This is a genomic window from Moorena sp. SIO3E8 (genome assembly GCF_010692445.1).
GTDB lineage: Bacteria > Cyanobacteriota > Cyanobacteriia > Cyanobacteriales > Coleofasciculaceae > Moorena > Moorena bouillonii.
In genome coordinates this window covers 17,324-44,232 of sequence record NZ_JAAHHM010000038.1, presented here as the reverse complement: position 1 = coordinate 44,232, position 26,909 = coordinate 17,324, and the positions used below count along the sequence as shown (strand labels likewise).

Here is a 26,909-nt window from a genome sequence, read left to right as displayed (position 1 = left end):
GGTCAGTGGTCAGTGGTCAGCGGTCAGCGGTCAGCCTTTAGCTGATAACTGAGAGCTGATAACTGATAACTGAGAGCTGAGAGCTGATAGCTGATAGCTGATAGCTGATAGCTGATAGCTTACACGTCGATTACACACCCTGTATCTGACACAGGAGTAAACCAAACCATTGCTTGGTATCAGTCCAAGCCTGAACTGTGTTTAGTCCCCGACCTTTAAGATAGTGCTGCATCTGCTCCAAATTGAATTTGCGAGAAATTTCTGTAAGGATGCTTTCTCCTGCTTGGAACTCAACCGTTAAATCTAGGCTGGCTAAGCGCACAACATGGGTCTGCTGGCAATGTAAATACATCTCAATCTGACTTTCCGATTGATTATAAATCGCCTGATGGGTAAACCGATCCAGGTCAAAATTTCCTTGGAAACGCCAGTTCAGATGTGCTAGCATATTCAGGTTAAATGCCGCAGTCACCCCCTGAGTATCGTTATAGGCAGCTTCCAGAATCTGCTTGGGTTTTTGTAAGTCAATGCCCAGCAAAAAGTAATCTCCTGGTGCTAGTAAACCTATCATTTTCTCAAAAAAGCGATCGCACTGTTGAGGAGCAAAATTTCCCAAGCTACTACCCAAAAAGAAAACCATCCGACTAGGTAATGGTGTTGGAGTTAATTGGCTCAGGGCGTGTTCATAGGTTCCCACCTGACCCTGAACCTTTAACTTGGGATAATCCAGCAACAGCTGCTTGGCACTCTCTTCAAGAATCTCCCCACTGACATCAATAGGAACATAGCGCAACGGATATCCCTGACTTTCATAGGCATCCAACAACAAGCGAGTCTTGGTAGAGCTGCCACTACCCAGCTCCACCAATTCGCAAGCTCCCGTCAATTGGGCAACGTCTACAGCATACTGTTGTAATATTTCTGCCTCTGTGCGGGTGGGATAATATTCCGGTAATTCGCAGATTTGCTCAAATAATTGGGAGCCTTTTTCATCGTAAAAGTAACGAGGTGGCAAAGATTTAGGCGTTTGGGTTAATCCTCTAATGATATCTTTGCCATCATCTGTTGCAGTAGGCAGGTTGGCACTCCCGAGATAGTTAATTTCCAGGCGATCCTCACTGAATCTCAGATTCTCTGTGGTCTCTTGAAAAGTTGTTGACATAATACTCTTTTAAATTTTGTTTTCCAAAAACAGTTTTCCAAAAACAGTACTTTATACTGATTAAGACATGATCTGATTAGCACCGGTTAAGAGTACCATAATTTTTACCAGTTTTGAATAGCTCTTACTTTGGACAGCGAACCCAGGGATTTAGCTATACTTTGTCGATTCTGAGGGCAGGGCAAACCCATCTATCTAAATTAATCTAAATTAGATTGACAAATAAGCAATAGTGTGATATTTACAAGCAAGGTTAACTTGAGCACCACATATGAGATAATGAATTCATCACTAATTTTGAGAAGTTGAGTGGTCTAACAGAAAAACGGCGTCTTAATGCAAAGCGCGAGTGGGTGAAACCCCCGTAAAACATAACCGCAGGATGGGGGATCCTGGTCTTGATGCACTTAAAATTAGATGTATTAATCACAAAAAATAAAAATAGATGACATTAACAAATGAGAGTTTGACCGATGGGTTTTATGATTCAGTAGGCACCCTGGAGAGCCTGCAAAAATCTGCGATCGCATATTTATTCTCAGATCCAAGACTACAGATAGTCAAACTCAACGACCAAGAATATATGGATGGCCAAGTTGCCTATCGCAGTCAGCAGAACGAACAAGAGATGATGCTTGAAGCGACACTTCAGACTATAGACGATAAGATGTCTTCACAAGAAGATTACAGCATCCTTAGCATCGGTTGTGGGAGCGGATTGTTTGAGAAACCTTTTTTGGAAAAGCTTCTTTCTCTAAACAAAACTATCCATTTCGTCGGCATTGATCCCAACGAAGCAGAATGTGTAAAAGCACAAGAATGGTGTGATAAAATCAGGATAGATCACACCGGTAAATTTAATTTTACAATTAATCCTGTTGGATTTGAATCTTTTCAATCACGTCAAGGTTTTGATATCATACTGTTAATTCATTCCCTTTACTACTTTTCTGACATTAAAACCTTATTTCGGAAAATTTACGAACTTATCCGGGAAGGAGGAATGGTAATTTTAGGGGTAGCTAAAAGACAGTTACTGAATGAACCTTTTTACCATGCAACTCAGCGACTATACGGAAATTATCCGTGGTTTAGCGATGATGTAAAGGAACTACTAACTGAAATAAATTTACCGTTTCGTCAAGAAAAAATTGATTTTACAACAAACATTACAAAATGTTTTGACAAAGAGTCTGAATTGGGGAAACAGTTACTAAATTTTATAGTTGGTGCCAACACGGAATTTTTTTCACCCTTACAATTGCGACTGCTCCTAGACTACTTTGGCACGAGTTCGCAAAAGATGGAGGGGGGAGAAATAATGCTTCCACACTCCGGAATTTTATTTTATATTGAAAAAGAAAGGGTATCCGCTTAAAGTGGTAAAACTCTAACGGGACGGTGGGCCGCTCCACCATCCCGCCTTAAGTTAGTTAGTAGCAAAAAAAAATATAGCGTTTCTCGCAGTTATGAGGTACAGTCTTCTTTAACTTTGATTCCCTGTTAGGTGCGCTTGACCCATTAAGAATTAAATTCGCCACGGGTCGCACCTCTTGATGCAGCACATCCCTATTCCCAATTCCCAATTCCCTCTTCTCTGTTCCCTGTTCCCGTCTTGATGCAGTCGCTCATGGGGGAAACCACGGCAGTCGCTCATGGGGGGAACCCCCAAGACCGCGCTGCCTTCCCAAGACCGCGCTGCATCGCTGTTCCCTGTTCCCTAAAATCCAGAAATTGTGTACCTCATAGCTATGATAATTGCTATATATCCTACATCTGAAACAGCCATGAAACAAAACAGTGACAATCTCAATCCTTCTCAAGACTACTATCAAAAAAGTAATCTAGATCTAGAATATTGGTTCAAAATTACTTGGATAGATTACGAATATCTTGTTAATAATCATCGATTTTTACAAATAATTGATTCATTTGGAAGTGATACGATAAAACTTTTAGATATAGGTTGTGGAACAGGATTTTTACCAGATTTATTAGATAAGAAAATTGATAGTGAACTCAAGCTATCATCTGATTTGCTAGATGTTTCAGACTATTGTCTGAATCAATGTAGTTCAGTGTTGAATAAATTAAAACACTTTCAGGCAAATCAAGGGTTCTTATCTTCTACAGAAACTATTGAAACAGCAATTCCCAAAAGTAGCTACTACGATCTTATTTGGGCAATTCATTCATTTTATACTGTAGACATTAATAAAATTCAGGATATCCTACAGCATATTAGGACATTGCTCAAACCCAGTGGTATTTTTTTGATGTATCAAGCAAGTTCAGATTCTTGTTACCATCAATTATATAATTTTTATATAGAAAATTACGAACAGCCGAATAACTATCAAAGATTTATAACAGCAGAAGATATCCAAAAAGCCTTAGATGTAATTCAAGTAAAGTATGATGTAATTGATTTTGAGTATAACCATGAAATTGATGGTGAATATCGAGATTTGCTAGAAGTTTATTTAAAAAAATGTATTCTTAATAGTTCGGTTGATGTCCTTTCATTATTTAAAGAAAAAATACTAGAGTATTTGAAGCCAGAAACTAATCAATTTAGCTTTAAGCAAAAAACAAATTTGATCATTTTTCAAAAACCATAAGTCACTATTGGATTGTGCAAAAAATTGGTTACCAAATTTGAAATAAAATTGAAACCATTAAAATTAATAAATTAAACATTCACGAGAATCATTTGGACATTATCTATGGTGCAGATAACTTCAACTTTTCAACGAAAGTTTTTTACCATGATGTATCCTTCAGTTTACTGGCCAGCAAATATTCTCAAGCAGTAATTAATCAAATCGCTGCTTATATTGCCTTATTCGAGGGGATGAAACTGAGTTCACTATTTCCTAAATACTATGATATTAACCTTGTCGCTGAAAATTTAAGTCAGCCAGTGTTAGAGCTATTTACCAAGATATATCAAGGAGTCTTCAGGGCTATTTCATTCTAAAAAGTTGCTTAAGCGTGTCTAGACTAAAAGAACAAATTCGTTGAGCTTGTGCCATGTTTTTAAACATTTTTTCACGGTATAAATTGAGTGTAAAATTGCGCGCTATGGTAAAAATTTTAGGGAGAGGGTTAGTGCGAATTCTGGATCTATCTTCACCTTGAGTAACATCTCTAACATAGTGGACTTTATTCTCAACACCCCAATATCCACGGATACGTTTAGCAAATTCTTGGGCTGTTAAACTCAATGAAGAAATATAATAACGAGTTTCAGTAGTAACTTCAATGACATTATGGGTAAATACTTGACGTTCTGATTTAACTTGAATCAAAGTAGTAAGTCCGGGCCAAGGACGGATAGAATCAAGATTTTGACAAATACTTACATGACGCTGTCTTGATGCAGTCGCTCATGGGGGAAACCCCCAAGACCGCGCTGCATCGCTTTTCGATTCGACCATGTCCTTTGTTGATTTGTTTAAAAGTAAATTCCGGTTTAAAATTATTTTGGACATCCTTAAATAGATTGGGCTGGTTACCTTTTAATGCTGCCAGATAATCATTTCCACTTTTAACAATTAACTCACAAGTTTTTTTTGAGTATTAATAGCATCAAAAGCAAAAACAACTCCCTTTAGAGCCAGTTTCTGAATCAAGTCTGGTAGAGCTTTAATTTCGTTGGTTTTAGCATCAACTTCAAACGGTTCTAAAATCAAGCCCCGTTCCACAATGTAAGCACTAACCAACATTATTGCTGGATGGGAATCGGAATCAGGATTATCATTTTCAATTTGATAGGAATGTTTCAGGACTTTTCCGTCTAGACCAATGGTTTCTCCAGGAACTGGTTGTACATTAAAGAACTTAGCCAGGCACCGGGAATACTGCTCAGAATTTATATGTAGTAAAGCACGACGGACAGTGCTGTAAGAAGGTAGCCTGTTTTTCGGAGGTTTGAAAAGATCAATCAACGGCTCACGGTAACTTGAAATCCAATCTCCAATTGCTAAAAATCCTTTATTCCCAGCGGCGTAGCCCACGGTAAATAGTGCTAGGCACAATGGCAGGGAATGACGCTGTCCGGCACGACGACGAGGGTCTTCTAGCTCTGCAAAGGCTTCTATAATTGGGATTTGAGACACAGTAGTAGATGGATTAGACGAAATTTGGGATATATTATACCAGATCTTGTTTATATTTAGAATGAAATAGCCCTGAGGAGTCTTTGGTCAACATTGGTATGAAAACAATATAACCGATTACCCTGGTCCTGAACTTATCTATTCACAAGGTAGCTTAAGCAACAGCAAACCCACCTCTATATTTGGCGATAACTCTACCGTACTTGCAGGCTGTGGTGGTGGTAAAGATAGTATTGTAGCTATGAAAATGCTACAAGAAGCAGATGTTCCCTTTGCTTCCATGCAATACTCCCACAGTGTTTATGGCAAAGCCGATATCCAACACAATTTAATTTCGGGAGTCCTAGAACACATCACCCCTATTAAAAAGCATAAAATTTCTATCTACGATGACTTTATTGACTATCCCTTTCTTCAGCTATATTTCCCAGATAATTCAGGAATTACCGTTCCAGAAACTCCTGTCTCTATCTTTGAATCCTTACCTCTAATGCTGAATGAGGGATACAAGTACTTGGCATTAGCCCATGAAAAAAGTGCCAATACTGGTAATTTATTCTGGGAAAAACTAGGTAAAGAAGTCAACCATCAATGGGGCAAAGGCTACGAAGCCGAAAAAGAGTTGAATGAATTCATTCAAGCAAATCTCTTATCTAATTTTTCGTATTTCAGTATTTTGCAGCCCATCTATGACTTTCGCATTTTCAAAAATCTAGCCAAATATCCCGAGGTGCTGCCTAAAATCCACTCCTGTAATATTCAAAAACCTTGGTGCAAGAAATGTCCAAAGTGTGCTTATGTATGGCTAGGTTTGATGGCTGTCTTCGAGCCAGCATCTGTAGATGCAGTCTTTGGCTCCAATTTGTTTGATGATGATGACTTACTACCTATTTTTATAGAAATGATCGGACTAGCTGAACATACACCCTTTGAATGTATTGGTGAAATAGATGAAAGTAGATTAGCAATGAAAAAGTGTTTAGAAAAAGGTTTGTCTGGCAAAGCCCTAGAGATATTCAAACATGAAGTTTTAGGAGACAGTTCAATTGATTGGCAAAAACTTGAACAAAAGTATGACCGAGTATATGACACGGAACATGCTATTCCCGATTGGATATTTAGTAAGATTAGAGAGCAACTTTAAGTTTTAAAGCAAGTAATACAACCAAGTATAGCGGTTTTTAGTTTAATAAAGTAACGAGGTGGCAAAGATTTCGGCCTTTGGGTTAATCCTCGAATGATATCTTTGCCATCATCTGTTGCAGTAGGCAGGTTGGCACTCCCGAGATAGTTAATTCCTAGGCGATCCTCACTGAATCTCAAATTCTCTGTGGTCTCTTTAAAAGTTGTTGACATAATACTCTTTTAAATTTTGTTTTCCAAAAACAGTACATTTATACTAATTAAGACATGGTCTAATTAGCACCGGTTAAGAGTACCATAATTTTTACCAGTTTTGAATAGCTCTGACTTTGGACAGCGAACCCAGGGAGCTATACTTTGTCGATTCTGAGGGCAGGGCAAACCAATCTAAAATTAATCTAAATTATTTTGACAAATAATTCATAGTATGATAATTTTCAACAAAGTTAACTTAAGCACCAAATATGAGATGATGAATTCATCACTAATTTTTATAAGTTGAGTTGTCTGACACATGAAAAACGGCGTCTTGATGCAAAGCGCGAGTGGGTGAAACCCCCGTAAGACATAACCGGAGGATGGGGGAGCCTTGTCTTGATGCACTTAAAATTAGATAGATTAATCACGAAAAATGAAAATAGATGACATTAACAAATGATAGTTTTACCGATGCTTTTTCTGATTCAGTAGGCACCCTGGAGAGCCTGCAAAAATCTGCGATCGCATACTTATTCTCAGATCCAAGACTACAGATAGTCAAACTCAACGACCAAGAATATAGGGAAGGGCAAATTACCTATCGTAGTCGGAATAAGGAAACAGAGATGATGCTTGACGCGACACTTCAGGCTATAGACGATAAGATGTCTTCACAAGAGCATTACACTATCCTTAGCATCGGTTGTGGGATCGGAATTTTTGAGAAGCCTTTTTTGAATAAGCTTCTTTCTCTAAACAAAACTATTCATTTTGTTGGTGTCGATCCCAATAAAAAAGAATGCCTGAAACTAAAAGAATGGTGTCGTGAAGTTAGTGACGAACAATCATAAAAATTTAGTTTCACTATTTATCCAGTTGGGTTCGATACATTTGAAGCTACCCAAAAAATTGACATTATCTTATTCATTAATTCTCTGTACTATTTTTCAGAAATTGAACCTTCAATTCGCAAAAGTTATCAACTTCTTAGGGAACGAGGGATGATTATTGTAGGAATAAACCCCAAAAAAAAGTTACTAAATCAACCTTATTACTACATCAATCAGCGACTTTACATAAAACCTAAATGGTTTGCCGAGTATCTAGAAAAATTACTCATTGAAAGCAATATTTTATTTCGTCAAGAAACGATGGAGTTTCCAGTAAACATTAAAGAGTGTTTTATCAAAGAGTCTCAAGTTGGTAAACAGTTGCTGGATTTTATAGTTGGTGCCAACACAGCATACTTTTCCCCCTTACAATTGCGACTGCTCTTAGACTACTTTGGCACTTGTGCGCAAAAAATAGAGGGGGGAGAAATAATGATTCCACACTCCATAATTTTATTTTTTCTTGAAAAAGAAAGGGTATCCGCTTAAAGTGGTAAAATTATAACGGGACGGTGTGCCGCTCCACCATCCCGCCTTAAGTTAGTAGCTAAAATAAAAGGTTCTTCAGTACCTACTAGGCTAAATTTATAGTTAAAAACCCCCAAAAAGCTGACTATGTAAGGGTTATGAGGCTATTTAACAAGAAATTTTTCCAATATAGCTGCCTCTTCCTCCTGCTCCCTGCTCCCTGCTCCCTGCTCCCTTTGGCAAAGTGTTAATTTAGCATAACAAGTACGGAAGAGCCAAATAAAATATATCCTACATCTGAAACAGCCATGAAACAAAACAGTGACAATCTCAATCCTTCTCAAGACTACTATCAAAAAAGTAATCTAGATCTAGACTCTTGGTTCAAAATTACTTTGATAGATTACGAAGAGCTTGTTAATAGTCATCGATTTTTAAAAATAATCGATTCATTTGGAAGTGATACAATAAAACTTTTGGATATAGGTTGTGGAACAGGAGTTTTCCCAGATTTATTAGATAAAAAAATTGATAGTGAACTCAAGCTATCATCTGATTTGCTAGATGTTTCAGACTATAGTCTGAATCAATGTAGTTCAGTGTTCAATCAATTAAAACACTTTCAGGCAAATCAAGGGTTCTTATCTTCTACAGAAACTATTGAAACAGCAATTCCAAAAAGTAACTACTACGATCTTATTTGGGCAATTCATTCCTTTTATACTGTAGACATTAATAAAATTCAGGATATCCTAAAGCATATTAAGACATTGATCAAACCCAGTGGTATTTTTTTGATGTGTCAAGCAAGTTCAGATTCTTGTTACCATCAATTATATAATTTTTATCTAAAAAATTACGATAAACCGAATAATTATCAAAAATTTATAACAGCAGAAGATATACAAAAAGCCTTAGATATAATTGAACTACAGTATGATGTAACTGATTTTTATTATAACCATGAAATTGATTGTGAAGATCGAGATTTGCTAGAAGTTTATTTAAAAAAATGTATTCTTAATAGTTCGGTTGATGTTTTTTATTTATTTAAAGAAAAACTAGTAGATTATTTTAAGCCAGAAACTAATCAATTTAGCTTTAAGCAAAAAACAAAATTGATAATTGTTAAAAAACACTAATGCAATAACTAACCATTCACGAACATCATTAACAATAGGTAAATAGCTAAAAACATCATAGTAGAGATATGCAAAAACTTTTTAATTTATGTTTTGAGGTAGAATTTTTTATAAACGTTGATCCCCCCTACCAAAAAGTCTGGAATTATCTCCCCTGTAGATTCTCTGGAGAAGATCACCATGAAGTTGTCTAAATAATTTATAGGATAACTTTAAGTAGGAACGCTAAGTTGGAAAACTACGTAGGAAAGCCAAGGATAAGTCATGAGACCAACCCCTATCCCTCCACAGCCTGGTCAAGAATCCGTTTGGGATTACCCCCGTCCCGCCCGATGGGAAGACACTAGCAAGCACATCAAGGTGATTTTTAATGGTACAATTCTGGCTGAAACCAGGCAAGCGAAGAGGGTGTTAGAAACTAGTCATCCTCCCAGTTATTACATCCCCCGAGAAGACATCAAGCTTGAACATCTGCTCGAAACACCTCGTAAAACTTTTTGCGAGTGGAAAGGCTGGGCTTGCTATTACAAGGTTTCAGTAGGTGAAAAAGAGGCAAATAATGCCGTTTGGTGTTTCTTCGATCCAACTCCTGATTTTGTCCCGATTAAGGGATATTGTTGCTTTTATGCTCGTCTGATGGATGCCTGCTATGTAGATGATGAATTAGTCACTCCCCAGGCTGGCCAATTTTATGGTGGCTGGATTACTAAAGATATTGTTGGACCTTTCAAGGGAGGACCAGGAACAATGGGTTGGTAGACGGGTTAGTAGATTGGGTAGATAGTGGGTTAGGTTTGAGACCGGTCGAGGGGGACGATTACTTGCCCCCCTCCCAATTAGATCTGCTAGATATCGACTTGCCCGTTTCCGTTGTAACCTGAAGAAATTTACAACAACCCAGCAAAATGTAGCGGTCCAGTACCACTAATCAACTCCAACAGTAAAGCAATAAACCCAATCATAGCCAGACGACCATTCCAAACTTCTGCTGCTGTAGTCATGCCCCACTCCCACCGCTCGGGAGGGTAAATTTTCACTGTCTTTGGCGGACGAATGACCTCGGAGAGTTCACGGCTGGGTGATTCGAGAGCGTCAACTACCAAATTTGTCAAAGACTCAATAAATAGGGGATGGGTATTGAGGGCTGGTACCCGCTCAAACTGCTTAATCCCTGATTCTTCTGCTATTTCTCGATACTCAATGTCGATTTCTTGGAGGGTTTCGATATGTTCTGAGACAAAACTAATCGGGACTACCAGCAAATCTTGAGTATTCTTAGCTCCGAGTTCTTGCAAGGCATCTTCGGTGTAGGGTTGGAGCCATTCTACCGGACCCACTCGACTTTGATAGGCCAGAGTATGGGGATTGGGGCGGTTGAGGGTTTTCATAATTAAGGAAGTGCAATCCTCAATTTCTTGCTGGTAGGGGTCTCCAGCTTCTGTAACATAGCTGATGGGTACACCGTGAGCACTGAAAAAGATATGAACTTGATCGGGATTAGAAAACTTATCGAGTTCCTGAGCAATTAAATCAGCCATGGCTTGTAGGTATTGTGGCTGCTGGTACCAGGAGGGAATGACTGTGTGTTCAACCTTGCTCAGGTCTGGGTCTTCTTTCCACAGATTTTCTAGCAGACGGAAGCTAGAACCACTGGTGCTGATGGAAAATTGGGGATAAAGCGGTAGAATAACTAAGCGTTCGATCCCATCGGCTTTGATGGTTGCGATCGCTTCTTCAGTGAAAGGATGCCAGTAACGCATTCCTACATATACACTGACCTCTTGCCCTTTCGTTTGCAAATGTTCCTGGAGGGCTTGAGCCTGGGCGTCTGTAATCTTCCGTAGAGGGGAACCACCACCAATTTGCTTGTAGTTCTCCTGGGAGATCTTAGCACGCTTAGTGGAGATTAGCCAAGCCAGGGGTTTTTGCAGCCACGGAAAAGGCAGGCGAATGATTTCCGGGTCAGAAAACAGGTTGAATAGAAAGGGACGAACATCCTTTAACTGATCTGGCCCACCTAGATTAAGCAATAATACCCCAACACGACCCATAGTTAACACAGCTTCCCATAACTTTCATATTTGTTACTGATTTTAACAATATATTTTTTAACTTAAATTTGCAACAAGAAACACAGATCTTTACTAAGGAGTGAGTAGTGGCAACAGTTCTTAGAGCTTGGAGTTATCAGTACCAATGGCTGTATGATAGTATTTCCCGGATCGCGGCTTTGAGCGTGGGTGGAGAGAGACGATTCCGCCAGCTACCGTTACAGGGCTTAACAATTCATTCAGGAACCAAAGTGCTAGATCTCTGTTGCGGCAGTGGTCAGGCCACCCAGTTCTTGGTGGAATTGTCTGAGCATGTCACAGGCTTAGATATTTCTCCACTATCCCTAGAGCGAGCACAACGGAATGTTCCCCAAGCCAACTATGTAGAGGGTTTGGCTGAACAGATGCCCTTTCCAGATGCTCAATTTGATCTAGTTCACACCAGCGCCGCACTCCATGAAATGACCCCTGAGGTGTTGCAGCAGATTATTCAGGAGGTTCACCGGGTGCTTAAACCAGGAGGAGTGTTTACCCTGGTGGATTTGCACAAGCCAACTAATGTTTTGTTTTGGCCAGGGTTAGCGGTATTTATGTGGTTATTTGAGACCCAGACAGCTTGGCAATTACTAGAGACTGACTTGGTCAAGGGGCTTGAGCAAGTGGGGTTTAAGGTATGCGATCGCTCCTTGCACGCAGGTGGTAGTTTACAGGTGATTCAGGTCACGAAAGGGTAAACGCCGACACTAACCAAAAAACCTCCCCTGCACCCAACGCCAAAGGCGAACAACCTTCAACCTTCAACCTTCAACTTTACACTTTCAAACTTCAACCTTCAACCTTCAACCTTCAACATTTAACCTTCAACCTCCCCTGCACCCAACGCCAAAGGCTAACAACCAAATAACCTTCAACTATATAATCCACCTACATATTCCCCATAACCGTTGTAAGGTAGGGTGGGTCGTTTTTCCCAGGATAAGTTAGGACCGCTACTGATGAATCTTTCTGTCGCTTGTGACCATCTCGGGTGAGGCTTATTGGGGTTAACATTTGCCTCAAAGTCATATTCATAGGAATTAATAGTATTCCAGTAGGTAGCTGGCTGGTTAGCTAAAAACTCCACTTTGACTATAGATTTTGCTCCTTTAAAACCATATTTCCAGGGCACTACCATGCGAATAGGAGCACCATGTTGCTTGGGTAATAGATGACCATAAATACCAATAGCAAAAAATGCTAGTTCGTTAGCCATTTCCTCAACACGTAAACCTTCCGTATAAGGCCAAGGTAAGGAACCAAGGTGTATGCCTGGACCAGTAGTAATTTTGCGGTCATAGTAGGAGGTAAATCGGACAAATTTAGCCTCTGAAGTAGGTTCTACTGCTGTCATCAGCGCTTTCATCGGAAATCCGATCCAGGGTAGCACCATTGACCACGCCTCTACACAGCGGAAGCGATAGATCCGCTCTTCGATCGGAAATTTAGTTTGGAGATCATCTAGGTCATAGGTTTGGGGATTTTTGACTAATCCGGTTACCTCTACCTTCCAGTCTTTGGTTGGTAAATTTTGGGCTGCTGGCCAGATCGATTTACTGCCGCCAAATTCATAAAAATTGTTGTACTGTCCAGCGAGATCCTGATCAGTGATGGGTCTGTCAACACTGGCAAAAGCTGGATTGGTTGCTAAGGATTTGAACTTGGGTTGATTTAGGGTTTCCCAAAGAGCTTTGTCTGAGGCAGAGGAACCTTGACAACCAAGAATTGATAGCATTCCAGTGCCTAGGCTGGCACCAACTAAATTTTTGATAAAGCGACGTCGGTTAAAATAAGCCGTTTCTGAGGTGACTTGTTGCTCTGGCAGTTCCCAGGACTTTGGTACACGAATGATGGTCATAAAGTAAGTGATATTGTTGACGGTGAGCTTTTAGCAGTCAGCCTAAACAGGCTAGTCGAGCTTATAGCTGGCAAGGGTAGCTTTTCAAGTAGTGCCTTGACTGATAGCGTGGGTTAAAACCTTAAGGTAAGCATTCAGCTATCATCCGCGTAGCGTGACCATAGGCCAAGGCCAAAGCTTACCTCTTTTATTGAAAAGCTGATAGCTGATAGCTGATAGCTTAAGTTATGCTTGTACAAAGTTATAGTTAAAATTACTACCGCTTATTTTTTTTCTAAGGATGTATTCTGATGCCAGATTAATGTCATGACTACTAAAATAAAAATAAATAAATAAAATAAGGTAAATAAAAAAACCAGGAGAAAGCTGATGATCCGTAAAACACTAGTTATAGTAGGAATCGGCTGGATAGCTGTGGGATTGGTACCTCTTGCTTATGCTCAGTCAGGAGCGCAGTCTAGTGAGCCAAGCGGTTCAGTAACCCTGTCTGGTGACACCCTCCGCCAAGTTAATGGTCGCACGGTCTCAGACGATTATGGCACCTTTTTCCCAACATCACTAGAGCTGGAGGAAACGGAAGACTTAGGTAACAATTTACAGCCTAAGTTCAAGGTTGGCTCAAGGGACAATGTAGACATAGTTTTTGGGGATGTCATCCAGCAGGAAGAACTTAATGTGTTTCCTCAATCCTCAACTACTCGCAATACTCAAAAAGTCCAGTTGGCGGTTCCACTTAGAGAGTAAAGGTTGAGTACAAGGCAAGTTCTAACCACTGATAGCTAAACGGTTACTCAACCTCTGGTTCACCAGTTCAGTAGCCAGGCTAATTGCAGCCTTCATGCTAGTAGCGTTAGCAATGCCAAGACCAGCAATATCAAACGCTGTGCCATGATCAGGAGAAGTGCGCACAAACGGTAAACCGATGGTAGTATTGATCGCTCGGTCAAATGCCATAAGTTTGACAGGAATTAAGCCCTGGTCATGATAAAGTGCCAAATAAGCATCATAAGCATCATGAGCGTACTGCTGATGGTTGCCGTACCAAGCCTGACCAGGTTTTACCCAAAGCGTGTCAGGAGGTACTGGTCCATCTAATTGGATAGTCGGGCGTTGCTGGCGCTCTTGCTCTAGCCAGGGAATCAACCAATCTTGTTCTTCACAACCTAGCTGACCCTGCTCACCACTATGAGGATTTAAGCCAGAAATCGCGATTCGAGGTGTCTTGATGCCAAAATCACTAGCCAAACAGGCGATCAGTAAGTCTAGTTTACTCGCCATCAATTCTGGCGTTAAGGTATTTGGTACTTGACTTAAAGGAATATGTGTGGTAGCTAAAAGTGTACGTAGTACCCAACCACTATGGGGCGATCGCGCTACGAACAGCATCCCAAATTGTTTGACACCAGAATACTGGGCTAGCACTTCAGTTTGACCAGGATAATCATGTCCTGCCGCTTTCCAGAGAGACTTGGCAATGGGTGCGGTCACAATACCATCAAACTGACCACGTTGGGTGAGTGCGATCGCATTTTCGAGATACACAAAACTAAGAGCACCACTAGCCGCATTACCAACACCTGGGGTGATTTGAGGCCGTTGTCCATAATCCAACTCAATGTCAATTATTGATAATGTCTCTGGGGAAGCTAAAGTAGCTACATCTTCAATCCCCTGCTGACGTAGCTGGGTGTAAGCCCCATTCAAGAGGTACCGACTGCCAATCACCGTTATCTCACAATTGCTAGTGACTTGGGAATCTGCCAATGCCTTGAGGACAACTTCTGGTCCAATGCCTGCCGGATCTCCCAAGGTCACCGCTAACCGAGGACGCCTTGGTGGTGAGTTAAGTTTTCCTGTCAAAGACATTTTCTGATGGTTTGTTGACCAAAAAAAGTGGGTCTCAAGCCTGGCCTTTGGCCACGCTACTTGAGGTGCCCATAAGCGGGCGACTTTTCCAGAGATGATGTATAATGACAGTATAGCCTAGCACAGGCAGGATTCGTCGGTACTGCCAAGCTTCCCAACGACGTAAAGCGATGCTAGTACACGAGGCGCGAAAAACCTCGAAAAAACGCATGGATCCGTTGCGGATACCGACAAACCAGTAAAGTCAACTTTCAATAATTAGCGTACCGTGGGGCACACGGGAACGTAGTTAAACGCTTAGGGAGACAAGCCCACTGGGGTTAGTTAAATTAGGCTCAGCATTTGGTTGTTTGGAACGGATACTTGGCTTAAATATTGCCTTTCAGGATAGCTAATTTTAGCGATGCAGCGCGGTCTTGGGGGTTTCCCCCATGAGCGACTGCATCAAGACAAGGCGTGTCGTAGAACTAAGAATCCACGTCCTTCAAGGGCGGGGAGTGTCAAAAGTCTGACATCATTCCTGAAGACTCCCGTACCCTAACCCCTTTGCTGAAATAGTCTTGCTCAGGATTTCCATAGGATTGCTATATTCTGGCACCCTAGTCATGATACCTTGTAACAAAAGTACATAGGAGATCATAAAACTAATGGGTACAGAAATTTTCAATGCAGCGTTTTTGTCCTTCACCTTGATTCTTGTGGGTTTGGGCTTAGGCTTCTTATTACTCAAAATCCAGGGAGTGTCAGAATAGTTTCTAGTGAATGGGTTATGGGGTAACGGCTGTGGGGTTTGGTCAAGAATTCTTTCACAGTTTTTTTCCAAATCCATGACTGATGCTGTCTAACGCCTCAACCCATTCTCCCACACCCCTCACCGTGGGCAAAGCCTATTGAATACCAGAAACATGAGAGATCGACAAAATTTCTGATAGAATCTTATAGAAACTTAAAGATTCCTTACTAAAATTACTATAATGAACTTGTTGGTCGTCGGTGCAACTGGCACCTTAGGAAGACAGGTGGTTCGTCGTGCACTGGACGAGGATCATCAGGTACGCTGTCTTGTACGCAGTCCACGAAAAGCCTCTTTCCTAAAAGAATGGGGAGCAGAACTAGTACAAGGAGACCTCTGTGTTCCAGAAACCCTGCCAAAAGCCCTGGAAGGGATCACAGCTGTCATTGATGCGGCAACATCGAGACCAACAGATTCTCTGACCATCAGACAGGTAGACTGGGAAGGAAAAGTTGCCCTAATTCAAGCTTCTGTGGCTGCTGGTATAGAAAGATATGTCTTTTTCTCAATTCTGGGAAGTGAGAATTTTCCTCATGTCCCACTGATGGAAATAAAGCACTGTACAGAACTATTTCTGGCAGAATCAGGATTGCCACACACAATCTTGAAACCAAGTGGCTTTATGCAAGGCTTAATTGGTCAGTATGCCATCCCGATTTTGGATGGACAGGCGGTTTGGATTACAGGAGAAACCTCTCCCATCGCCTATATGAACACCCAGGATATTGCTAAGTTTGGCATTCGTGCTCTGGAAGTTCCAGAAACAGTAAATCAGACATTCCCGGTTGTGGGAACCAGAGCCTTTAGTACCTACGAAATCATTAATCTGTGTGAGCGGTTGTCCGGTAAAGATGCTAAAATAGCCCGACTCCCAATAAATTTTTTGCGGGGTGTGCGGCGATTCGTGAGATTTTTTCAGTGGGGCTGGAATGTGGCAGATCGGCTTGCCTTTACTGAAGTGCTAGTGAGCGGTAAACCTCTGGATGCACCGATGGATAAGGTATACGAGGTCTTTGGCCTAGACCCCAAGCAAACCACAACTTTGGAAGAATATCTGCAAGAATACTTTAACCGGATTATGAATAAGCTCAAAGAAATCGATTACGAGAAAGCTAAAAAGAAGTCTAAGAAGAGGACTCCTTTCAAATCTAAATCCTAGTATTTCCTGGAAAATCGATGCAGCGAAGCCAAAGGGGAGCCAGTGAGGCCAAAGTCTTTCTCTACAGGGCTTACAAGGTAAGGAATCAAGCCTGACCACACAGCCCCTCCCCATAGGGCGACTGCATGAAGACAGTACCTGATTAAATCACAATTGTCCATGATGTTCGGTGATAATTTAATCCAAGTAATTCAAGACGGGGACTGGTGAGTATACCAAAAGCAGGCATTATCTACAACGACCTTAAACCAATGGCTTGTAGCGTTGCTGAAGAGTTGCACAACCAATTGAGGACTGCGGGTTGGGAAGTGTGTATGGCGACAGGGGTTGGGGGAATTCTGGGTTATTCGAGTCCTCAATCACCAGTGTGTCATACACCGATGGACAAACTAGCCCCCCCTGGTTTTGATGACCAGATGGCTTTTGCAATTGTATTGGGGGGAGATGGTACAGTACTAGCGGCTTTTCGCCAAGTGGCTCCCCAAGGGATCCCTGTGCTAACCGTGAATACAGGTCACATGGGTTTCTTAACAGAGACCTATGTGAATCAGTTGCCTTCTGTCTTGGAACAGGTCATGGCACAAGAGTATGTTATAGAACAACGGTCGATGCTTTCTGTGCAGATCCTGCGAGATGAGAGGATTTGGTGGGAGGCACTTTGTTTAAATGAAATGGTATTGCACCGGGAACCGTTGACGAGTATGTGCCATTTTGAGGTACAAATAGGACATCACGCACCAGTGGATATTGCAGCTGATGGTATAATAGTATCAACACCCACTGGCTCTACTGCCTATTCTCTAAGTGCTGGAGGGCCAGTATTAACTCCTGAGGTGCCGGTGTTGCAACTTTTGCCCATCTGTCCCCATTCTTTGGCATCTCGGGCATTAGTCTTTGCCGACACAGAGCAATTAACCATTTTTCCCGCTACTCCCAATTCGATGGTGATGGTAGTTGATGGCAATGGTGGTTGCTACGTAATACCAGAAGATAAAATAAAAGTTAAGCGATCGCCTTACTCCGCTCGATTTATCCGTTTGCAAGCACCGGAGTTTTTCAGGGTTTTGCGAGAAAAGTTGGGGTGGGGATTGCCACACATTGCTAAACCGACCTCTGTGGAGTTGCCTTAGGGCTATTGTTCCTGTAAGCTCCTCAGTCTAAATTAAGAATTAAACAGCCTAGCAAGGGTCAAGGGGAGTTAGGCAGAAGTGTCAAAAAAGGTGATTGCTGCCTGTTGGTTAAGAGAAACATGATTAGCTCGAATCAACTAACCATAGGGGTTTCCTGAACGTGTTGCTCGAAAGTTGTATTCATAACCTAGCACCATGACTCTCGATCTGGTAGTTTCTGGTGGTGTGTGGTGGTGTCCGATATCCATAATATTTAATCGGTGAAACGCAACTTTGGATCAGGGGGGCTTGTGCAACCTTTGCCCCGGTAAGATAGGAGTATCCACCAGCAACTGGCTATTCACGGTCGGTACTTAGGCAATCAACCCAAACTATTCTATGTCTGCTTTGAATCGCAATACTCGTCGTCGGCTCAATAAATTACAACAGACTTCCAGTGTGTGGGAGGGAGACCGCCGTCCCCTGTCAGTTATTGGTAACAATCATCAACAGCCGGATGGTGAGGGTCATAATGATTGCATTCTTTGGGTGGATGGCTCGGAAGGCATTGTCAGGGCAATGGATTTAGTATCACCAACCATGGGACCAGAAGCGATTGTTCGTGCCCTTATGCAAGCCATGGAACATCCCCAAAGCCCCGCCAGACCAGCACGACCCTCAAAGATTGTTGTTCGTAACCGAGAAATTCAGTTCTTTTTGCGAGGTGTCCTTCAAGGGTTAGACATTGGCATTGATTATGTACCCAATTTACCCTTGATTGACGAACTGTTTCGGGGATTTGAGGAAATGGCGGCTACTCGACAACCCCAGCTACCACCTAAGTATGCCGACCTACTTATAGAAAAAGCCTATGAAATTTGGCATGAAGCTGCTTGGGAAGTAGTGGCTGATCATCAGATTATCTCGATTGAATTAAATCGCTGGGATGTGGAAACCCTATACGTCTCAGTAATGGGTATGCTGGGTATGGAGTACGGCGTATTACTATATCGCTCCTGGGATTCCCTGAAACGGTTCCGATCATCAGTGCTGGCAGATGACTCGTGGGAAAAGATGGAACAAGCTTTCTTAGGGCAAGATTGTTTGTTTTTAACTTTTGGGCGGTTTGGTGATGATACCGAAGATGAGGATGAAGAGGATGATATAGATTTAGCTGATTTTCCAGTATCAGAGATTGTACCTGGGTTTGGTACAGTCCATCCCTTGGAAGGAATGCGACCTTATCTTTATGAAGAAGAAGCGATCGCAATTTATGTTGCCCTAGAAGGGATTCAGAGATTTGTTCACGATTACCATGAGCAATTAGATGACGAAAACTTACCGAAGATTGGTAAGCGTTACCGCATTCCGGTACCCCTAGAACCAAAATCTACTGTTAGCGTTAAAGTTAACACCCATCCTGACCTAGCGGATGAGTTGTTAGAGATGGCACTTGAGTCGGAGGAAGATGATTTCGATTCAGAGTCGATGACCATACCCTTACGGGATGACCTTGTGCCAAAGGATGCTTTCCTAAAGCTGGGCATGATGTCTTGGGACGCAATAGAATCTATTCGCTCTGGTGTCAAATCCTATCAGTCTCAGAATATCAAAGCAATCGGGGAAGGCATGCCAGTTATTTTGATTCAAACCACCCGACCAAAGGCACAAGTGTTGATAGAACAGATCGAGACCGCTGGTGGACTCAAAGGGATTTGCTTTAATTCAGGGGAAGACCCCTTTGAAGGCACACGCTACGACCTCGGCATTATCCAAACAGAAAACAGCAGTCTTTATTTGTTAGGAGAGTTTTCTGAAACCGATACCAACCATGCTGCTGCCCGCCAGCAGTGGGAGGAGGGTTGTGAAAATCAGGGATATTGTGGTTTAGTTATTGCCAGAGGTCTAGCAGGAGCATCTCGGGGTAATCCCAAGCCTCGTGACATGATGGCATTGTTTGAAGCGCGATCGCTGTCCACTACAGATTTGGGAATAGCAATCCTCAAGGCAGAACCCTCAATAACTGAGCCTCCCTTCTGAGCTTCTGATTGAGAGAATGATTGATAGGCTACTTACCCAGAAGCCTGATCCGATCACGGGATAAGTAGACCAACAACACCACCATCCCCTGGGATTACTTCACCAATTTTACATGCATTTACCTGCTGTGAATTAAACGATGTTAGGGTTTCCTCAACCTGCTGTTGAGGAACAATCAGCACAAAACCAATCCCCATATTATAGGTATCAAACATTGCCTGAGGACTAACCTGACCTGTGTGAGCTAGCCACTGAAAAATTGGTGGAATCACCCAGCTGTTGGGATAAATCTGGACGGATTGTCCAGCACCCAGGCAACGAGGGAGGTTTTCTGGGATACCGCCGCCGGTAATGTGAGCCATACCGTGAATCTCGATACCAGCCCTACGAGCATCAAGCACAGGTTTCACGTAAATCTGTGTTGGTGTCAACAATTCCTCCCCTAAGCTTTTACCAGCTAACAATTCCGGAGTTATATCCCAGGAAAGAGCGTTGTCTGGGGAATCCTGAACAATTTTCCGAATCAGACTAAAACCATTGCTGTGGACGCCCTGACTGGCCAAACCAATTGCCACATCTCCAATTTGGACTTGGGAACCGTCCAACATGCGGCTCTTTTCCACAATTCCTACACAAAATCCGGCTAGGTCATACTCGGCAAGTTCGTAGAAACCAGGCATTTCTGCAGTTTCCCCTCCTAGTAAAGCACAGCCAGCCAGACGACAACCTTGGGCAATACCGGCAACAACCTGAGTCAGTTGTTGTTGGTTGAGCTTGCCAGTTGCTAAATAATCCAAGAAAAACAGGGGTTCCGCACCAACAGTCAAGACATCGTTGACGCACATGGCTACCAAATCAATGCCAACGGTGTCATGGCGGTTAAGGTCTTGAGCCAATTTGAGTTTAGTACCAACTCCATCAGTTCCAGATACCAACACTGGCTCAGTATATCCCACTGGCAGCTGAAAGCAACCACTAAAGCCACCCAGTCCACCTAATACTTCCGAACGGTGGGTACTTTTTACCAGGCTACGGATTTGCTTAACAAATCCTCGACCTGCTTCAATATCAACACCAGCGTCTCGATAATCCATGGGAACACACAAATGCTTTTGAGCTAGAAATGCAGGATGTATTTTACAGCGTAGCGTCGATCAAGACCTAGGGGGCAAATAGGGTCAGATCAGTAGTGTGTTGAGGAAGGCCGTGGTCAGCGCCGTGGTCAGCGCCCTTACTTACCAGAATTGCTTGCACCTAGTCTGTATTAAAGTTTACTTTAGGTCGGAAATTTGGTGAAGCTGATTCATTAGTTATTTCGCAGATCTTGATGGAATTGATAAGAATTAACTATTATTGACTTGACTTCACAAAAACTTCATAAAACCTCTAACCACTAATATAACTTAGTTTGTGGTGAATTTACAACAGTCGTTTTTGACAAGTTATTAGTAACCGCTTCATAAAATGGGGATTCCACCATCAGAAACTTCATGGTATTATGTTTCAGGTTTTTAGTTAAATCACTAATAACCATTTGTGAGGAAATAACCATTTGTGAGGAGTTAATGGGCAAGTTGAAGTTATGTTACTGCGTTTGTTGCAGCACCATAATGCCTAAAACTGCCAATTATCTTAGACTACAGACCTATGAATCAAAAAATTTGGGGTGGCATTACCGTTTCTGTGCTAACAACAGTTCTCGGTGCAACAATATCAACTCCTGTCTCATCCGCTGAGACAGTTACTCAGACTGTGACCAGAAATTCTGATACCCAACTGGCACAAGAATTGCCATCTAGCGTAACTGCAGCAATAGAAAAACTACCAGCTCAGCCAACACCAGAGTTTCAATTTGCTGAGTTTCCAGAGCAACTGAGAACTGCTAAACCTGATGAAATCATTACCAATATTTATGCTTATCAACTGGCAGGACGTCAGGCAGCTACACTGTATGTCCGTAGTATTCCTGTTCTGACTTTCCTAGGTTCACAGGAAATCAATGCTGACCCTAGCAAAGACAGAGTTGCTACTGAGGTTGAAAAGATAGCAACTCCGTCTTCTGTTGCCCCAGGCAACGCTACGATATCGGATGCTAATGGGTCAGAAAATGACTCAATTCGGCGGGCTCAAGTGGTTGCTGCTCGGATCAATGAACTTCATCGCAACAATGTCAATGCTGAGTCAATCACTGTCCGTTGGAATGGTTCCTACAAAAGCTACAGCATCCAAGTCAATGGGGAAGAATTAGTCCAAGTTGATCAGAATACAATTCTGCCAGATACCACTAAAGACCTGGCTGAAGATGCTCTACAAGCTACTAATCGATTGCGACGGCTGATCGGTTACGCTTCCCCTCTCAAAGAAATTGCCGACTTACCGCCAGCACCAAAACCACGAAGAGTACAGAAAGTAGCTAGGAGTACCACTCGGCGAGTAAGAAGTCAGATGAGGGGTATGGCTTCTTGGTATGGTCCGGGTTTCCATGGCCGCCGCACTGCCAGTGGTGAGCGATTTAATCAATACGCCCTGACTGCTGCTCATCGTACCTTGCGGTTTGGGACTAGGGTGCGGGTGACTAACATGAGAAATGGTCGCTCCGTGATTGTGCGAATTAATGACCGTGGACCCCACAGCAGGAGTCGGCTCATTGACCTTTCCAGGGGCGCAGCCCGAGTTATTGGACTTGAAAGATCCGGCACTGCTGCTGTGCGTCTAGAGGTTTTATATTAATTTCACGGCAATGGCTAATGGCTAATGGGTAATGGCTAATAGTAATCCAATTCCCAATTACCCATTACCAAAGGTGAAAAAAAATTTGTTGCAGCTGCCAGAATAATTGGATTGGTCAGGTCTGGCACTGGGCCTGTGCGTATAGAGATTCTTTATTGAATTGATTAGTGATTAGTCATTAGACATCTCCAGGAATTGCCAAGGAATTCCTGGAGATGCCTATTTCTATAGGACTATGTTGCTAACATCGATAAGAATCTAAACTCTAGAGTCTAATGCACCTGTTTACAACAACTGCTGGATTACACTGCTACTTAGAACGTCAAGGTCCTGGCAAGGAAGTGGGTCTGGTAACCACTATGGGAGCCTTGCACAAGGGTCACTTAAGCTTAATTGAGCGGGCAAGACGAGAAAATTCCCTGGTCATTGTCAGCATTTTTGTGAATCCTCTTCAGTTTGCACCGACAGAGGATTTTCAGGAGTACCCCCGTGGATTGGCTCAGGATCAAGAACTTTGCCAACAGATTGGAGTTGATGCAATTTTTGCTCCCACTGTGGATCAGTTGTATGGTGACAATCCAATGCCCACTGCGGACAAGGGTGATGAATTGACTCAAGTGATTCCACCCAAAGCCATGACCTCTGTCCTATGTGCTGTCTCTCGTCCTGGTTTTTTTCAGGGTGTGGCAACTGTCGTAGTCAAGCTGTTGAATCTGGTACGACCAAACAGAGCCTATTTTGGTCAAAAGGATGCCCAACAGTTGGCAATCATCCAGCGTATGGTGGCAGATTTTAAGTTACCAGTGACCATTGTTCCTTGTCCGATTGTGCGGGAAAAGTCGGGACTGGCGTGTAGTTCTCGCAATCAATACCTGACACCAGAGCAAAAAGCCCAAGCATCATTACTCTATCAAGGGTTGCGTAGTGCTCAGAAAGCCTTTCAAGATGGATTATGCGATCGCATCAATCTGATTGAGAGGGTTAGGTCAGAATTAGCTGGAACCCAGGATATCCAGGTCGAGTATGTGGAATTAGTACATCCTGTTACTCTGACCCCCCTCGAACAGGTTGAAGAGCAAGGATTATTAGCGATCGCAGTTCACTTAGGTACAACTCGTTTAATTGACAATATACTCCTGTCCCACCGTAAACCGATTGTGGCCATTGATGGTCCGGCTGGAGCTGGAAAATCTACCGTTAGCCGTTTGGTAGCCAAAGAATTAGGATTGATGTATCTTGATACTGGTGCTATGTACCGGGCTGTGACATGGCGGGTGCTCAAAGCAGGTATTGACTTGGAGGATGAGCCTGCGATCGCAGAATTAGTCAGTAAGTGTACAATTAATCTGACTAATAATCAACCGGGAGAGTTTGGGATTCAGGTGTGGGTTGATGGAGAAGAAGTTACCCAGGTCATTCGCTCACAGTCCGTTACTGCCAAAGTATCTACAGTGGCTGCTCTGAGTTCAGTACGCCGTGAGTTACTCAAACAACAACAACGCTGGGGTCGTCAAGGAGGAGTAGTGGCGGAAGGTCGTGACATTGGCACCCATGTCTTTCCCAATGCAGAAGTCAAACTATTCTTAACAGCTTCTGTTCAAGAAAGGGCGCGTCGCCGTCAGCAAGACCTGAAAAACCAGGGGCAAGAGGTCAGCTTAGAACAGCTGGAGCAGGAGATTCAACAGCGTGACCTAAAGGACAGCACCCGTGCTGTAGCCCCCTTGCGCAAGGAAGCTGATGCTATTGAAGTAAAAACTGATGGTATGAGTATTGCAGAAGTTACCGATTCTCTTGTCAATATCTACTATCAGCAATTGTCACCGGATGGCTGACCGCTAATGTTAAACAGACAATTAAACAGACAATTAGGCAACAGCTAGCCACCACTCTATAAGATGATGGTTAGTTACAGATGATAATTTACTTTCCTGGTATTTTGGCAGGAGCAAAGGAGACCAATTTTGGCAAAACGTGAGGGCTTATTCTGGTCGCGCAGTACATGGATTATAATTGCTGCTCTTCTAAGTTGTATGGCTGGCTACACCTTGAAAACAGGTCGATGGGCTAACCAAAATATTGCCGCACTAATCACTAGGCAAATGCCACAGCAGCAAACTGACTCAAAGAAAGTTGAAACGTTAACTAAGCAGCCAGATAAAGGTTTGCAGCAAGGTATTGCTAAATGGGCAGAGCAAGAGAGAGGCAAGCAGATTAACTATGTTCCTCCGCAATTTCGGGGAAAATATATCGAGGACGTTGAGCTTAAAACTCCACAGAAAGTCATTGCCTTGACCTTTGACGATGGTCCTTGGCCGAAGATGACTAACGATGTGCTACACATCCTTAAAAAATATGATGTTAAGGCAACTTTCTTCGTGGTAGGGAGAAATGTTTATCTATATCCAGAAGAGCTTAAGAAAATTGTGGACCATGGTCATGCCCTTGGCAACCATAGTTGGAACCATAGTTATTACTATCATAATCCCTTAGCAGCTGCTAAGGAAATTGATAATACCACAGCACGGATTTACAAAACTATTAACGTTAAGACCTCTTTGTTTAGACCCCCTGGGGGGATAATGAACAATGGCTTAGTGGCTTACGCCCGAAAAAAAAATTACGTGATTGTAAAATGGTCAGCTGACTCAGAGGATTACTCGGTAAACCAACGTCGGTTGACCTATAATGTTCTCCGCAGAGCGAAACCGGGAGGAATTGTGCTACTCCACGATGGTGGCGGCAATCGTGCCAAGACGATACGAGCTTTACCGGTAATTATTACTGAATTGAGAAAGCAAGGTTACCAGTTTGTGACTGTACCGGAATTGTTGGATATGGCACGAAAAGAGTTGGAGATAGCACAAAAAGAACAGAAGTGACATGTAATTACTTATCAACGGTTAACCGTTAGCTTTTGACAGTCAATGGTCAACTTTAAACCCATAAATAGGTAATCAGTTATGCTCAACTTGAGATTAACCTAACCTTGGAGGCTTTGATTGTTGACCTTGGTATCTTTTATTCTTAATTTTACCGCCAAAATGGCGACATAGCTTTCTGAAATTTAGTTATCCTATTCGATAAGTTATCTACCCAAATTAACCTAGCAAACCGAGATTGAAATCTTCAACCAAAACAATACTGTTAACTGTTAAGAAGTTAACGGTTAACTGTTCAGGACTTACCCAAAGTTCATGACTTACCCAAAACTCGGCACCAAACGCGCTTATGTAGTTATGGTGTATTTATCTAGTAGTTGGCTTTAATAACGGCAGGAAGCAGGTCAATTTTGTAAGAACACTTGAACTACAAACGCTTGAATTACAGTGTTTTTGGGGCGTCAGTAGCAGTTATGAGCTATTTTAGTACATTGTTCTGCAAATTTGACCTGCTCCCCTCCCAACCTAACTTAAGTAAGCGAGAATGCCACCGCTATCGCTAAAATCATCCTCACGCTTCCTCTCATAGTCCAGAAGCCCTCTCAAACACCTTTCAGGTATACTCCGATTACCAACCTTTTTGATACTTTGCCCTACAAATAACACCTGCTAAATCAAGCGGATTTGGTATGACTATCGACTACTAGCAAAATACTTGCTGCACTGCTTTAACTATTCTGTTAATATCGGTCATATCCAATTCTGGATAGACTGGTAAAGATAATAACTTTTCCACGATTTGCTTTGCTATTGTTAATCGTCCTACCCGATGAGGTAAACCATTTTGATAAACAGGTTGATCTGGAATCAATTTCGGATATATTCTCATAGTTTCGATGCCAACAGAAATTAAGTGGTCTTCTAATTTCTGTCTTGTCTGGACTGAATCCTTTATAACAGTGTATAGATAATAAACATGAGTCCGATAAATTCATCAGTGATGAATCTAATCACATTGGCTATTCTGCTTACTGTATTGAAGAGTATATTAAGCAAGGTCATCGTGATTGGGTAAGGGAGATGATGATTCGTCGTCAAGGGTCTGTGAATGAATTTTGCCTCGAAAAGATTGACCTAGAACAGGTTACAGGTTGAACGCGATGGACGCGCGTCCCGCAATCGAGCGATCGGCGTTCGCGCAGCGTGGCCAAAGGCCTAAGCCGCGCCAAAGGCGATCGCGTGGCCTTTTGGCCAAGGTTATTCA

Annotated in this window: 28 protein-coding genes; 19 read left to right on the top strand and 9 right to left on the bottom strand. The window is 42.3% G+C overall.

What is annotated here, in order from left to right; translation table 11 throughout:
* Positions 1-130: 130 nt before the first annotated feature.
* Positions 131-1,162, bottom strand: coding sequence for an L-histidine N(alpha)-methyltransferase (gene egtD, locus F6K46_RS17850; RefSeq protein WP_293059252.1), 1,032 nt, complete (start codon positions 1,160-1,162; stop codon positions 131-133).
* Between the two features lie 445 nt (positions 1,163-1,607).
* Here egtD and F6K46_RS17845 point away from each other — a divergent pair, with 445 nt between their 5' ends.
* From F6K46_RS17845 to F6K46_RS17835, 3 genes are all read left to right on the top strand, one after another.
* Positions 1,608-2,540: a class I SAM-dependent methyltransferase gene (locus F6K46_RS17845; RefSeq protein WP_293059249.1), complete on the top strand. Its 933-nt coding sequence runs from the start codon at positions 1,608-1,610 to the stop codon at positions 2,538-2,540.
* Between the two features lie 240 nt (positions 2,541-2,780).
* A complete protein-coding gene (locus tag F6K46_RS17840; protein WP_293059247.1) occupies positions 2,781-2,942 on the top strand; it encodes a hypothetical protein in 162 nt (53 codons plus the stop codon).
* A 7-nt stretch (positions 2,943-2,949) separates the two neighbouring features.
* Positions 2,950-3,783 carry a class I SAM-dependent methyltransferase gene (locus F6K46_RS17835; RefSeq protein WP_293059245.1) on the top strand — a complete coding sequence of 278 codons (834 nt, stop codon included), beginning with the start codon at positions 2,950-2,952 and terminating at the stop codon, positions 3,781-3,783.
* A gap of 345 nt (positions 3,784-4,128) precedes the next feature.
* On the opposite strand, the gene F6K46_RS17830 is transcribed toward F6K46_RS17835, so the two are convergent.
* A complete protein-coding gene (locus tag F6K46_RS17830; protein WP_293059312.1) occupies positions 4,129-4,500 on the bottom strand; it encodes an ISAs1 family transposase in 372 nt (123 codons plus the stop codon).
* 41 nt (positions 4,501-4,541) lie between these two features.
* On the opposite strand from F6K46_RS17830, the gene F6K46_RS17825 reads away from it, so the two are divergent.
* Entirely contained in the window at positions 4,542-4,700 is a 159-nt protein-coding gene (locus tag F6K46_RS17825; protein WP_293059243.1) for a hypothetical protein, read from the top strand.
* A 19-nt stretch (positions 4,701-4,719) separates the two neighbouring features.
* Here F6K46_RS17825 and F6K46_RS17820 read toward each other — a convergent pair whose 3' ends face one another.
* Positions 4,720-5,283: an ISAs1 family transposase gene (locus F6K46_RS17820; protein WP_293059241.1), complete on the bottom strand. Its 564-nt coding sequence runs from the start codon at positions 5,281-5,283 to the stop codon at positions 4,720-4,722.
* Positions 5,284-5,524: 241 nt separating this feature from the next.
* On the opposite strand from F6K46_RS17820, the gene F6K46_RS17815 reads away from it, so the two are divergent.
* Positions 5,525-6,427, top strand: a complete 903-nt coding sequence (locus tag F6K46_RS17815; protein WP_293059239.1) for a hypothetical protein — start codon at positions 5,525-5,527, stop codon at positions 6,425-6,427.
* On the opposite strand, the gene F6K46_RS17810 is transcribed toward F6K46_RS17815, so the two are convergent.
* Positions 6,424-6,639 carry a hypothetical protein gene (locus F6K46_RS17810; RefSeq protein ID WP_293059236.1) on the bottom strand — a complete coding sequence of 72 codons (216 nt, stop codon included), beginning with the start codon at positions 6,637-6,639 and terminating at the stop codon, positions 6,424-6,426. The two genes, F6K46_RS17815 and F6K46_RS17810, sit on opposite strands and share 4 nt — an antisense overlap.
* Before the next feature lie 428 nt (positions 6,640-7,067).
* Between F6K46_RS17810 and F6K46_RS17805 the strand changes: the two genes are divergently transcribed.
* The 4 genes from F6K46_RS17805 (at position 7,068) to F6K46_RS17790 (ending at position 9,883) form a co-directional block, all read left to right on the top strand.
* Positions 7,068-7,475, top strand: coding sequence for a hypothetical protein (locus F6K46_RS17805; protein ID WP_293059233.1), 408 nt, complete (start codon positions 7,068-7,070; stop codon positions 7,473-7,475).
* Positions 7,476-7,625: 150 nt separating this feature from the next.
* The gene (locus F6K46_RS17800) at positions 7,626-8,003 is read left to right on the top strand and encodes a hypothetical protein (RefSeq protein ID WP_293059230.1); all 378 of its coding nucleotides are present in this window, start codon (positions 7,626-7,628) and stop codon (positions 8,001-8,003) included.
* A gap of 287 nt (positions 8,004-8,290) precedes the next feature.
* Positions 8,291-9,124, top strand: coding sequence for a class I SAM-dependent methyltransferase (locus F6K46_RS17795; protein ID WP_293059227.1), 834 nt, complete (start codon positions 8,291-8,293; stop codon positions 9,122-9,124).
* 264 nt (positions 9,125-9,388) lie between these two features.
* Positions 9,389-9,883, top strand: a complete 495-nt coding sequence (locus F6K46_RS17790; protein WP_293059224.1) for a DUF427 domain-containing protein — start codon at positions 9,389-9,391, stop codon at positions 9,881-9,883.
* A 128-nt stretch (positions 9,884-10,011) separates the two neighbouring features.
* On the opposite strand, the gene hemH is transcribed toward F6K46_RS17790, so the two are convergent.
* Entirely contained in the window at positions 10,012-11,175 is a 1,164-nt protein-coding gene (gene hemH, locus F6K46_RS17785; RefSeq protein ID WP_293059221.1) for a ferrochelatase, read from the bottom strand.
* A 107-nt stretch (positions 11,176-11,282) separates the two neighbouring features.
* Between hemH and F6K46_RS17780 the strand changes: the two genes are divergently transcribed.
* On the top strand, positions 11,283-11,909 hold the full coding sequence (locus F6K46_RS17780; protein WP_293059218.1) for a methyltransferase domain-containing protein: 627 nt from the start codon (positions 11,283-11,285) through the stop codon (positions 11,907-11,909).
* 173 nt (positions 11,910-12,082) lie between these two features.
* Here F6K46_RS17780 and msrP read toward each other — a convergent pair whose 3' ends face one another.
* Positions 12,083-13,069 (bottom strand): protein-methionine-sulfoxide reductase catalytic subunit MsrP, encoded by a 987-nt coding sequence (msrP, locus tag F6K46_RS17775; protein ID WP_293059215.1) that lies wholly within the window; start codon positions 13,067-13,069, stop codon positions 12,083-12,085.
* 369 nt (positions 13,070-13,438) lie between these two features.
* Here msrP and F6K46_RS17770 point away from each other — a divergent pair, with 369 nt between their 5' ends.
* The gene (locus tag F6K46_RS17770) at positions 13,439-13,813 is read left to right on the top strand and encodes a hypothetical protein (protein WP_293059213.1); all 375 of its coding nucleotides are present in this window, start codon (positions 13,439-13,441) and stop codon (positions 13,811-13,813) included.
* A 21-nt stretch (positions 13,814-13,834) separates the two neighbouring features.
* Here F6K46_RS17770 and pdxA read toward each other — a convergent pair whose 3' ends face one another.
* Positions 13,835-14,935 carry a 4-hydroxythreonine-4-phosphate dehydrogenase PdxA gene (gene pdxA / locus F6K46_RS17765; protein WP_293059210.1) on the bottom strand — a complete coding sequence of 367 codons (1,101 nt, stop codon included), beginning with the start codon at positions 14,933-14,935 and terminating at the stop codon, positions 13,835-13,837.
* A 403-nt stretch (positions 14,936-15,338) separates the two neighbouring features.
* Between pdxA and F6K46_RS17760 the strand changes: the two genes are divergently transcribed.
* From F6K46_RS17760 to F6K46_RS17740, 5 genes are all read left to right on the top strand, one after another.
* Positions 15,339-15,476: a hypothetical protein gene (locus F6K46_RS17760; protein WP_293059207.1), complete on the top strand. Its 138-nt coding sequence runs from the start codon at positions 15,339-15,341 to the stop codon at positions 15,474-15,476.
* Positions 15,477-15,582: 106 nt separating this feature from the next.
* Positions 15,583-15,687: a PetM family cytochrome b6-f complex subunit 7 gene (locus tag F6K46_RS17755; RefSeq protein ID WP_063747919.1), complete on the top strand. Its 105-nt coding sequence runs from the start codon at positions 15,583-15,585 to the stop codon at positions 15,685-15,687.
* A 222-nt stretch (positions 15,688-15,909) separates the two neighbouring features.
* Positions 15,910-16,887, top strand: coding sequence for an SDR family oxidoreductase (locus tag F6K46_RS17750; protein WP_293059204.1), 978 nt, complete (start codon positions 15,910-15,912; stop codon positions 16,885-16,887).
* Positions 16,888-17,099: 212 nt separating this feature from the next.
* Positions 17,100-18,017 carry an NAD(+) kinase gene (locus F6K46_RS17745; RefSeq protein ID WP_293059309.1) on the top strand — a complete coding sequence of 306 codons (918 nt, stop codon included), beginning with the start codon at positions 17,100-17,102 and terminating at the stop codon, positions 18,015-18,017.
* 378 nt (positions 18,018-18,395) lie between these two features.
* Positions 18,396-20,036: a hypothetical protein gene (locus F6K46_RS17740; RefSeq protein ID WP_293059201.1), complete on the top strand. Its 1,641-nt coding sequence runs from the start codon at positions 18,396-18,398 to the stop codon at positions 20,034-20,036.
* A 53-nt stretch (positions 20,037-20,089) separates the two neighbouring features.
* Here the strand turns inward: F6K46_RS17740 and purM are convergent, their stop codons facing one another.
* Positions 20,090-21,130 carry a phosphoribosylformylglycinamidine cyclo-ligase gene (purM, locus tag F6K46_RS17735; RefSeq protein ID WP_293042234.1) on the bottom strand — a complete coding sequence of 347 codons (1,041 nt, stop codon included), beginning with the start codon at positions 21,128-21,130 and terminating at the stop codon, positions 20,090-20,092.
* A gap of 553 nt (positions 21,131-21,683) precedes the next feature.
* Here purM and F6K46_RS17730 point away from each other — a divergent pair.
* From F6K46_RS17730 to F6K46_RS17720, 3 genes are all read left to right on the top strand, one after another.
* The gene (locus tag F6K46_RS17730) at positions 21,684-22,766 is read left to right on the top strand and encodes a septal ring lytic transglycosylase RlpA family protein (protein WP_293024654.1); all 1,083 of its coding nucleotides are present in this window, start codon (positions 21,684-21,686) and stop codon (positions 22,764-22,766) included.
* A gap of 275 nt (positions 22,767-23,041) precedes the next feature.
* On the top strand, positions 23,042-24,598 hold the full coding sequence (locus tag F6K46_RS17725) for a bifunctional pantoate--beta-alanine ligase/(d)CMP kinase (RefSeq protein WP_293059198.1): 1,557 nt from the start codon (positions 23,042-23,044) through the stop codon (positions 24,596-24,598).
* Between the two features lie 129 nt (positions 24,599-24,727).
* Positions 24,728-25,645 carry a polysaccharide deacetylase family protein gene (locus F6K46_RS17720; RefSeq protein WP_293059195.1) on the top strand — a complete coding sequence of 306 codons (918 nt, stop codon included), beginning with the start codon at positions 24,728-24,730 and terminating at the stop codon, positions 25,643-25,645.
* Between the two features lie 703 nt (positions 25,646-26,348).
* Here F6K46_RS17720 and F6K46_RS17715 read toward each other — a convergent pair.
* On the bottom strand, positions 26,349-26,636 hold the full coding sequence (locus F6K46_RS17715) for a DegT/DnrJ/EryC1/StrS family aminotransferase (protein WP_293059302.1): 288 nt from the start codon (positions 26,634-26,636) through the stop codon (positions 26,349-26,351).
* Positions 26,637-26,909 lie beyond the last annotated feature (273 nt).

Bases quoted from the DNA above. Each gene is read 5' to 3' on its own strand.
- egtD (WP_293059252.1), bottom strand. From the start codon at position 1,162: ATGTCAACAACTTTTCAAGAGACCACAGAGAATCTGAGATTCAGTGAG.
- F6K46_RS17755 (WP_063747919.1), top strand. From the start codon at position 15,583: ATGGGTACAGAAATTTTCAATGCAGCGTTTTTGTCCTTCACCTTGATT.
- F6K46_RS17845 (WP_293059249.1), top strand. From the start codon at position 1,608: ATGACATTAACAAATGAGAGTTTGACCGATGGGTTTTATGATTCAGTA.
- F6K46_RS17730 (WP_293024654.1), top strand. From the start codon at position 21,684: ATGAATCAAAAAATTTGGGGTGGCATTACCGTTTCTGTGCTAACAACA.
- F6K46_RS17810 (WP_293059236.1), bottom strand. From the start codon at position 6,639: ATGTCAACAACTTTTAAAGAGACCACAGAGAATTTGAGATTCAGTGAG.
- F6K46_RS17760 (WP_293059207.1), top strand. From the start codon at position 15,339: ATGCAGCGCGGTCTTGGGGGTTTCCCCCATGAGCGACTGCATCAAGAC.
- F6K46_RS17740 (WP_293059201.1), top strand. From the start codon at position 18,396: ATGTCTGCTTTGAATCGCAATACTCGTCGTCGGCTCAATAAATTACAA.
- F6K46_RS17825 (WP_293059243.1), top strand. From the start codon at position 4,542: ATGCAGTCGCTCATGGGGGAAACCCCCAAGACCGCGCTGCATCGCTTT.
- F6K46_RS17840 (WP_293059247.1), top strand. From the start codon at position 2,781: ATGCAGTCGCTCATGGGGGAAACCACGGCAGTCGCTCATGGGGGGAAC.
- F6K46_RS17790 (WP_293059224.1), top strand. From the start codon at position 9,389: ATGAGACCAACCCCTATCCCTCCACAGCCTGGTCAAGAATCCGTTTGG.
- F6K46_RS17805 (WP_293059233.1), top strand. From the start codon at position 7,068: ATGACATTAACAAATGATAGTTTTACCGATGCTTTTTCTGATTCAGTA.
- F6K46_RS17835 (WP_293059245.1), top strand. From the start codon at position 2,950: ATGAAACAAAACAGTGACAATCTCAATCCTTCTCAAGACTACTATCAA.
- F6K46_RS17795 (WP_293059227.1), top strand. From the start codon at position 8,291: ATGAAACAAAACAGTGACAATCTCAATCCTTCTCAAGACTACTATCAA.
- pdxA (WP_293059210.1), bottom strand. From the start codon at position 14,935: ATGTCTTTGACAGGAAAACTTAACTCACCACCAAGGCGTCCTCGGTTA.
- F6K46_RS17750 (WP_293059204.1), top strand. From the start codon at position 15,910: ATGAACTTGTTGGTCGTCGGTGCAACTGGCACCTTAGGAAGACAGGTG.
- msrP (WP_293059215.1), bottom strand. From the start codon at position 13,069: ATGACCATCATTCGTGTACCAAAGTCCTGGGAACTGCCAGAGCAACAA.
- F6K46_RS17770 (WP_293059213.1), top strand. From the start codon at position 13,439: ATGATCCGTAAAACACTAGTTATAGTAGGAATCGGCTGGATAGCTGTG.
- F6K46_RS17800 (WP_293059230.1), top strand. From the start codon at position 7,626: ATGATTATTGTAGGAATAAACCCCAAAAAAAAGTTACTAAATCAACCT.
- hemH (WP_293059221.1), bottom strand. From the start codon at position 11,175: ATGGGTCGTGTTGGGGTATTATTGCTTAATCTAGGTGGGCCAGATCAG.
- F6K46_RS17725 (WP_293059198.1), top strand. From the start codon at position 23,042: ATGCACCTGTTTACAACAACTGCTGGATTACACTGCTACTTAGAACGT.
- purM (WP_293042234.1), bottom strand. From the start codon at position 21,130: ATGGATTATCGAGACGCTGGTGTTGATATTGAAGCAGGTCGAGGATTT.
- F6K46_RS17815 (WP_293059239.1), top strand. From the start codon at position 5,525: ATGAAAATGCTACAAGAAGCAGATGTTCCCTTTGCTTCCATGCAATAC.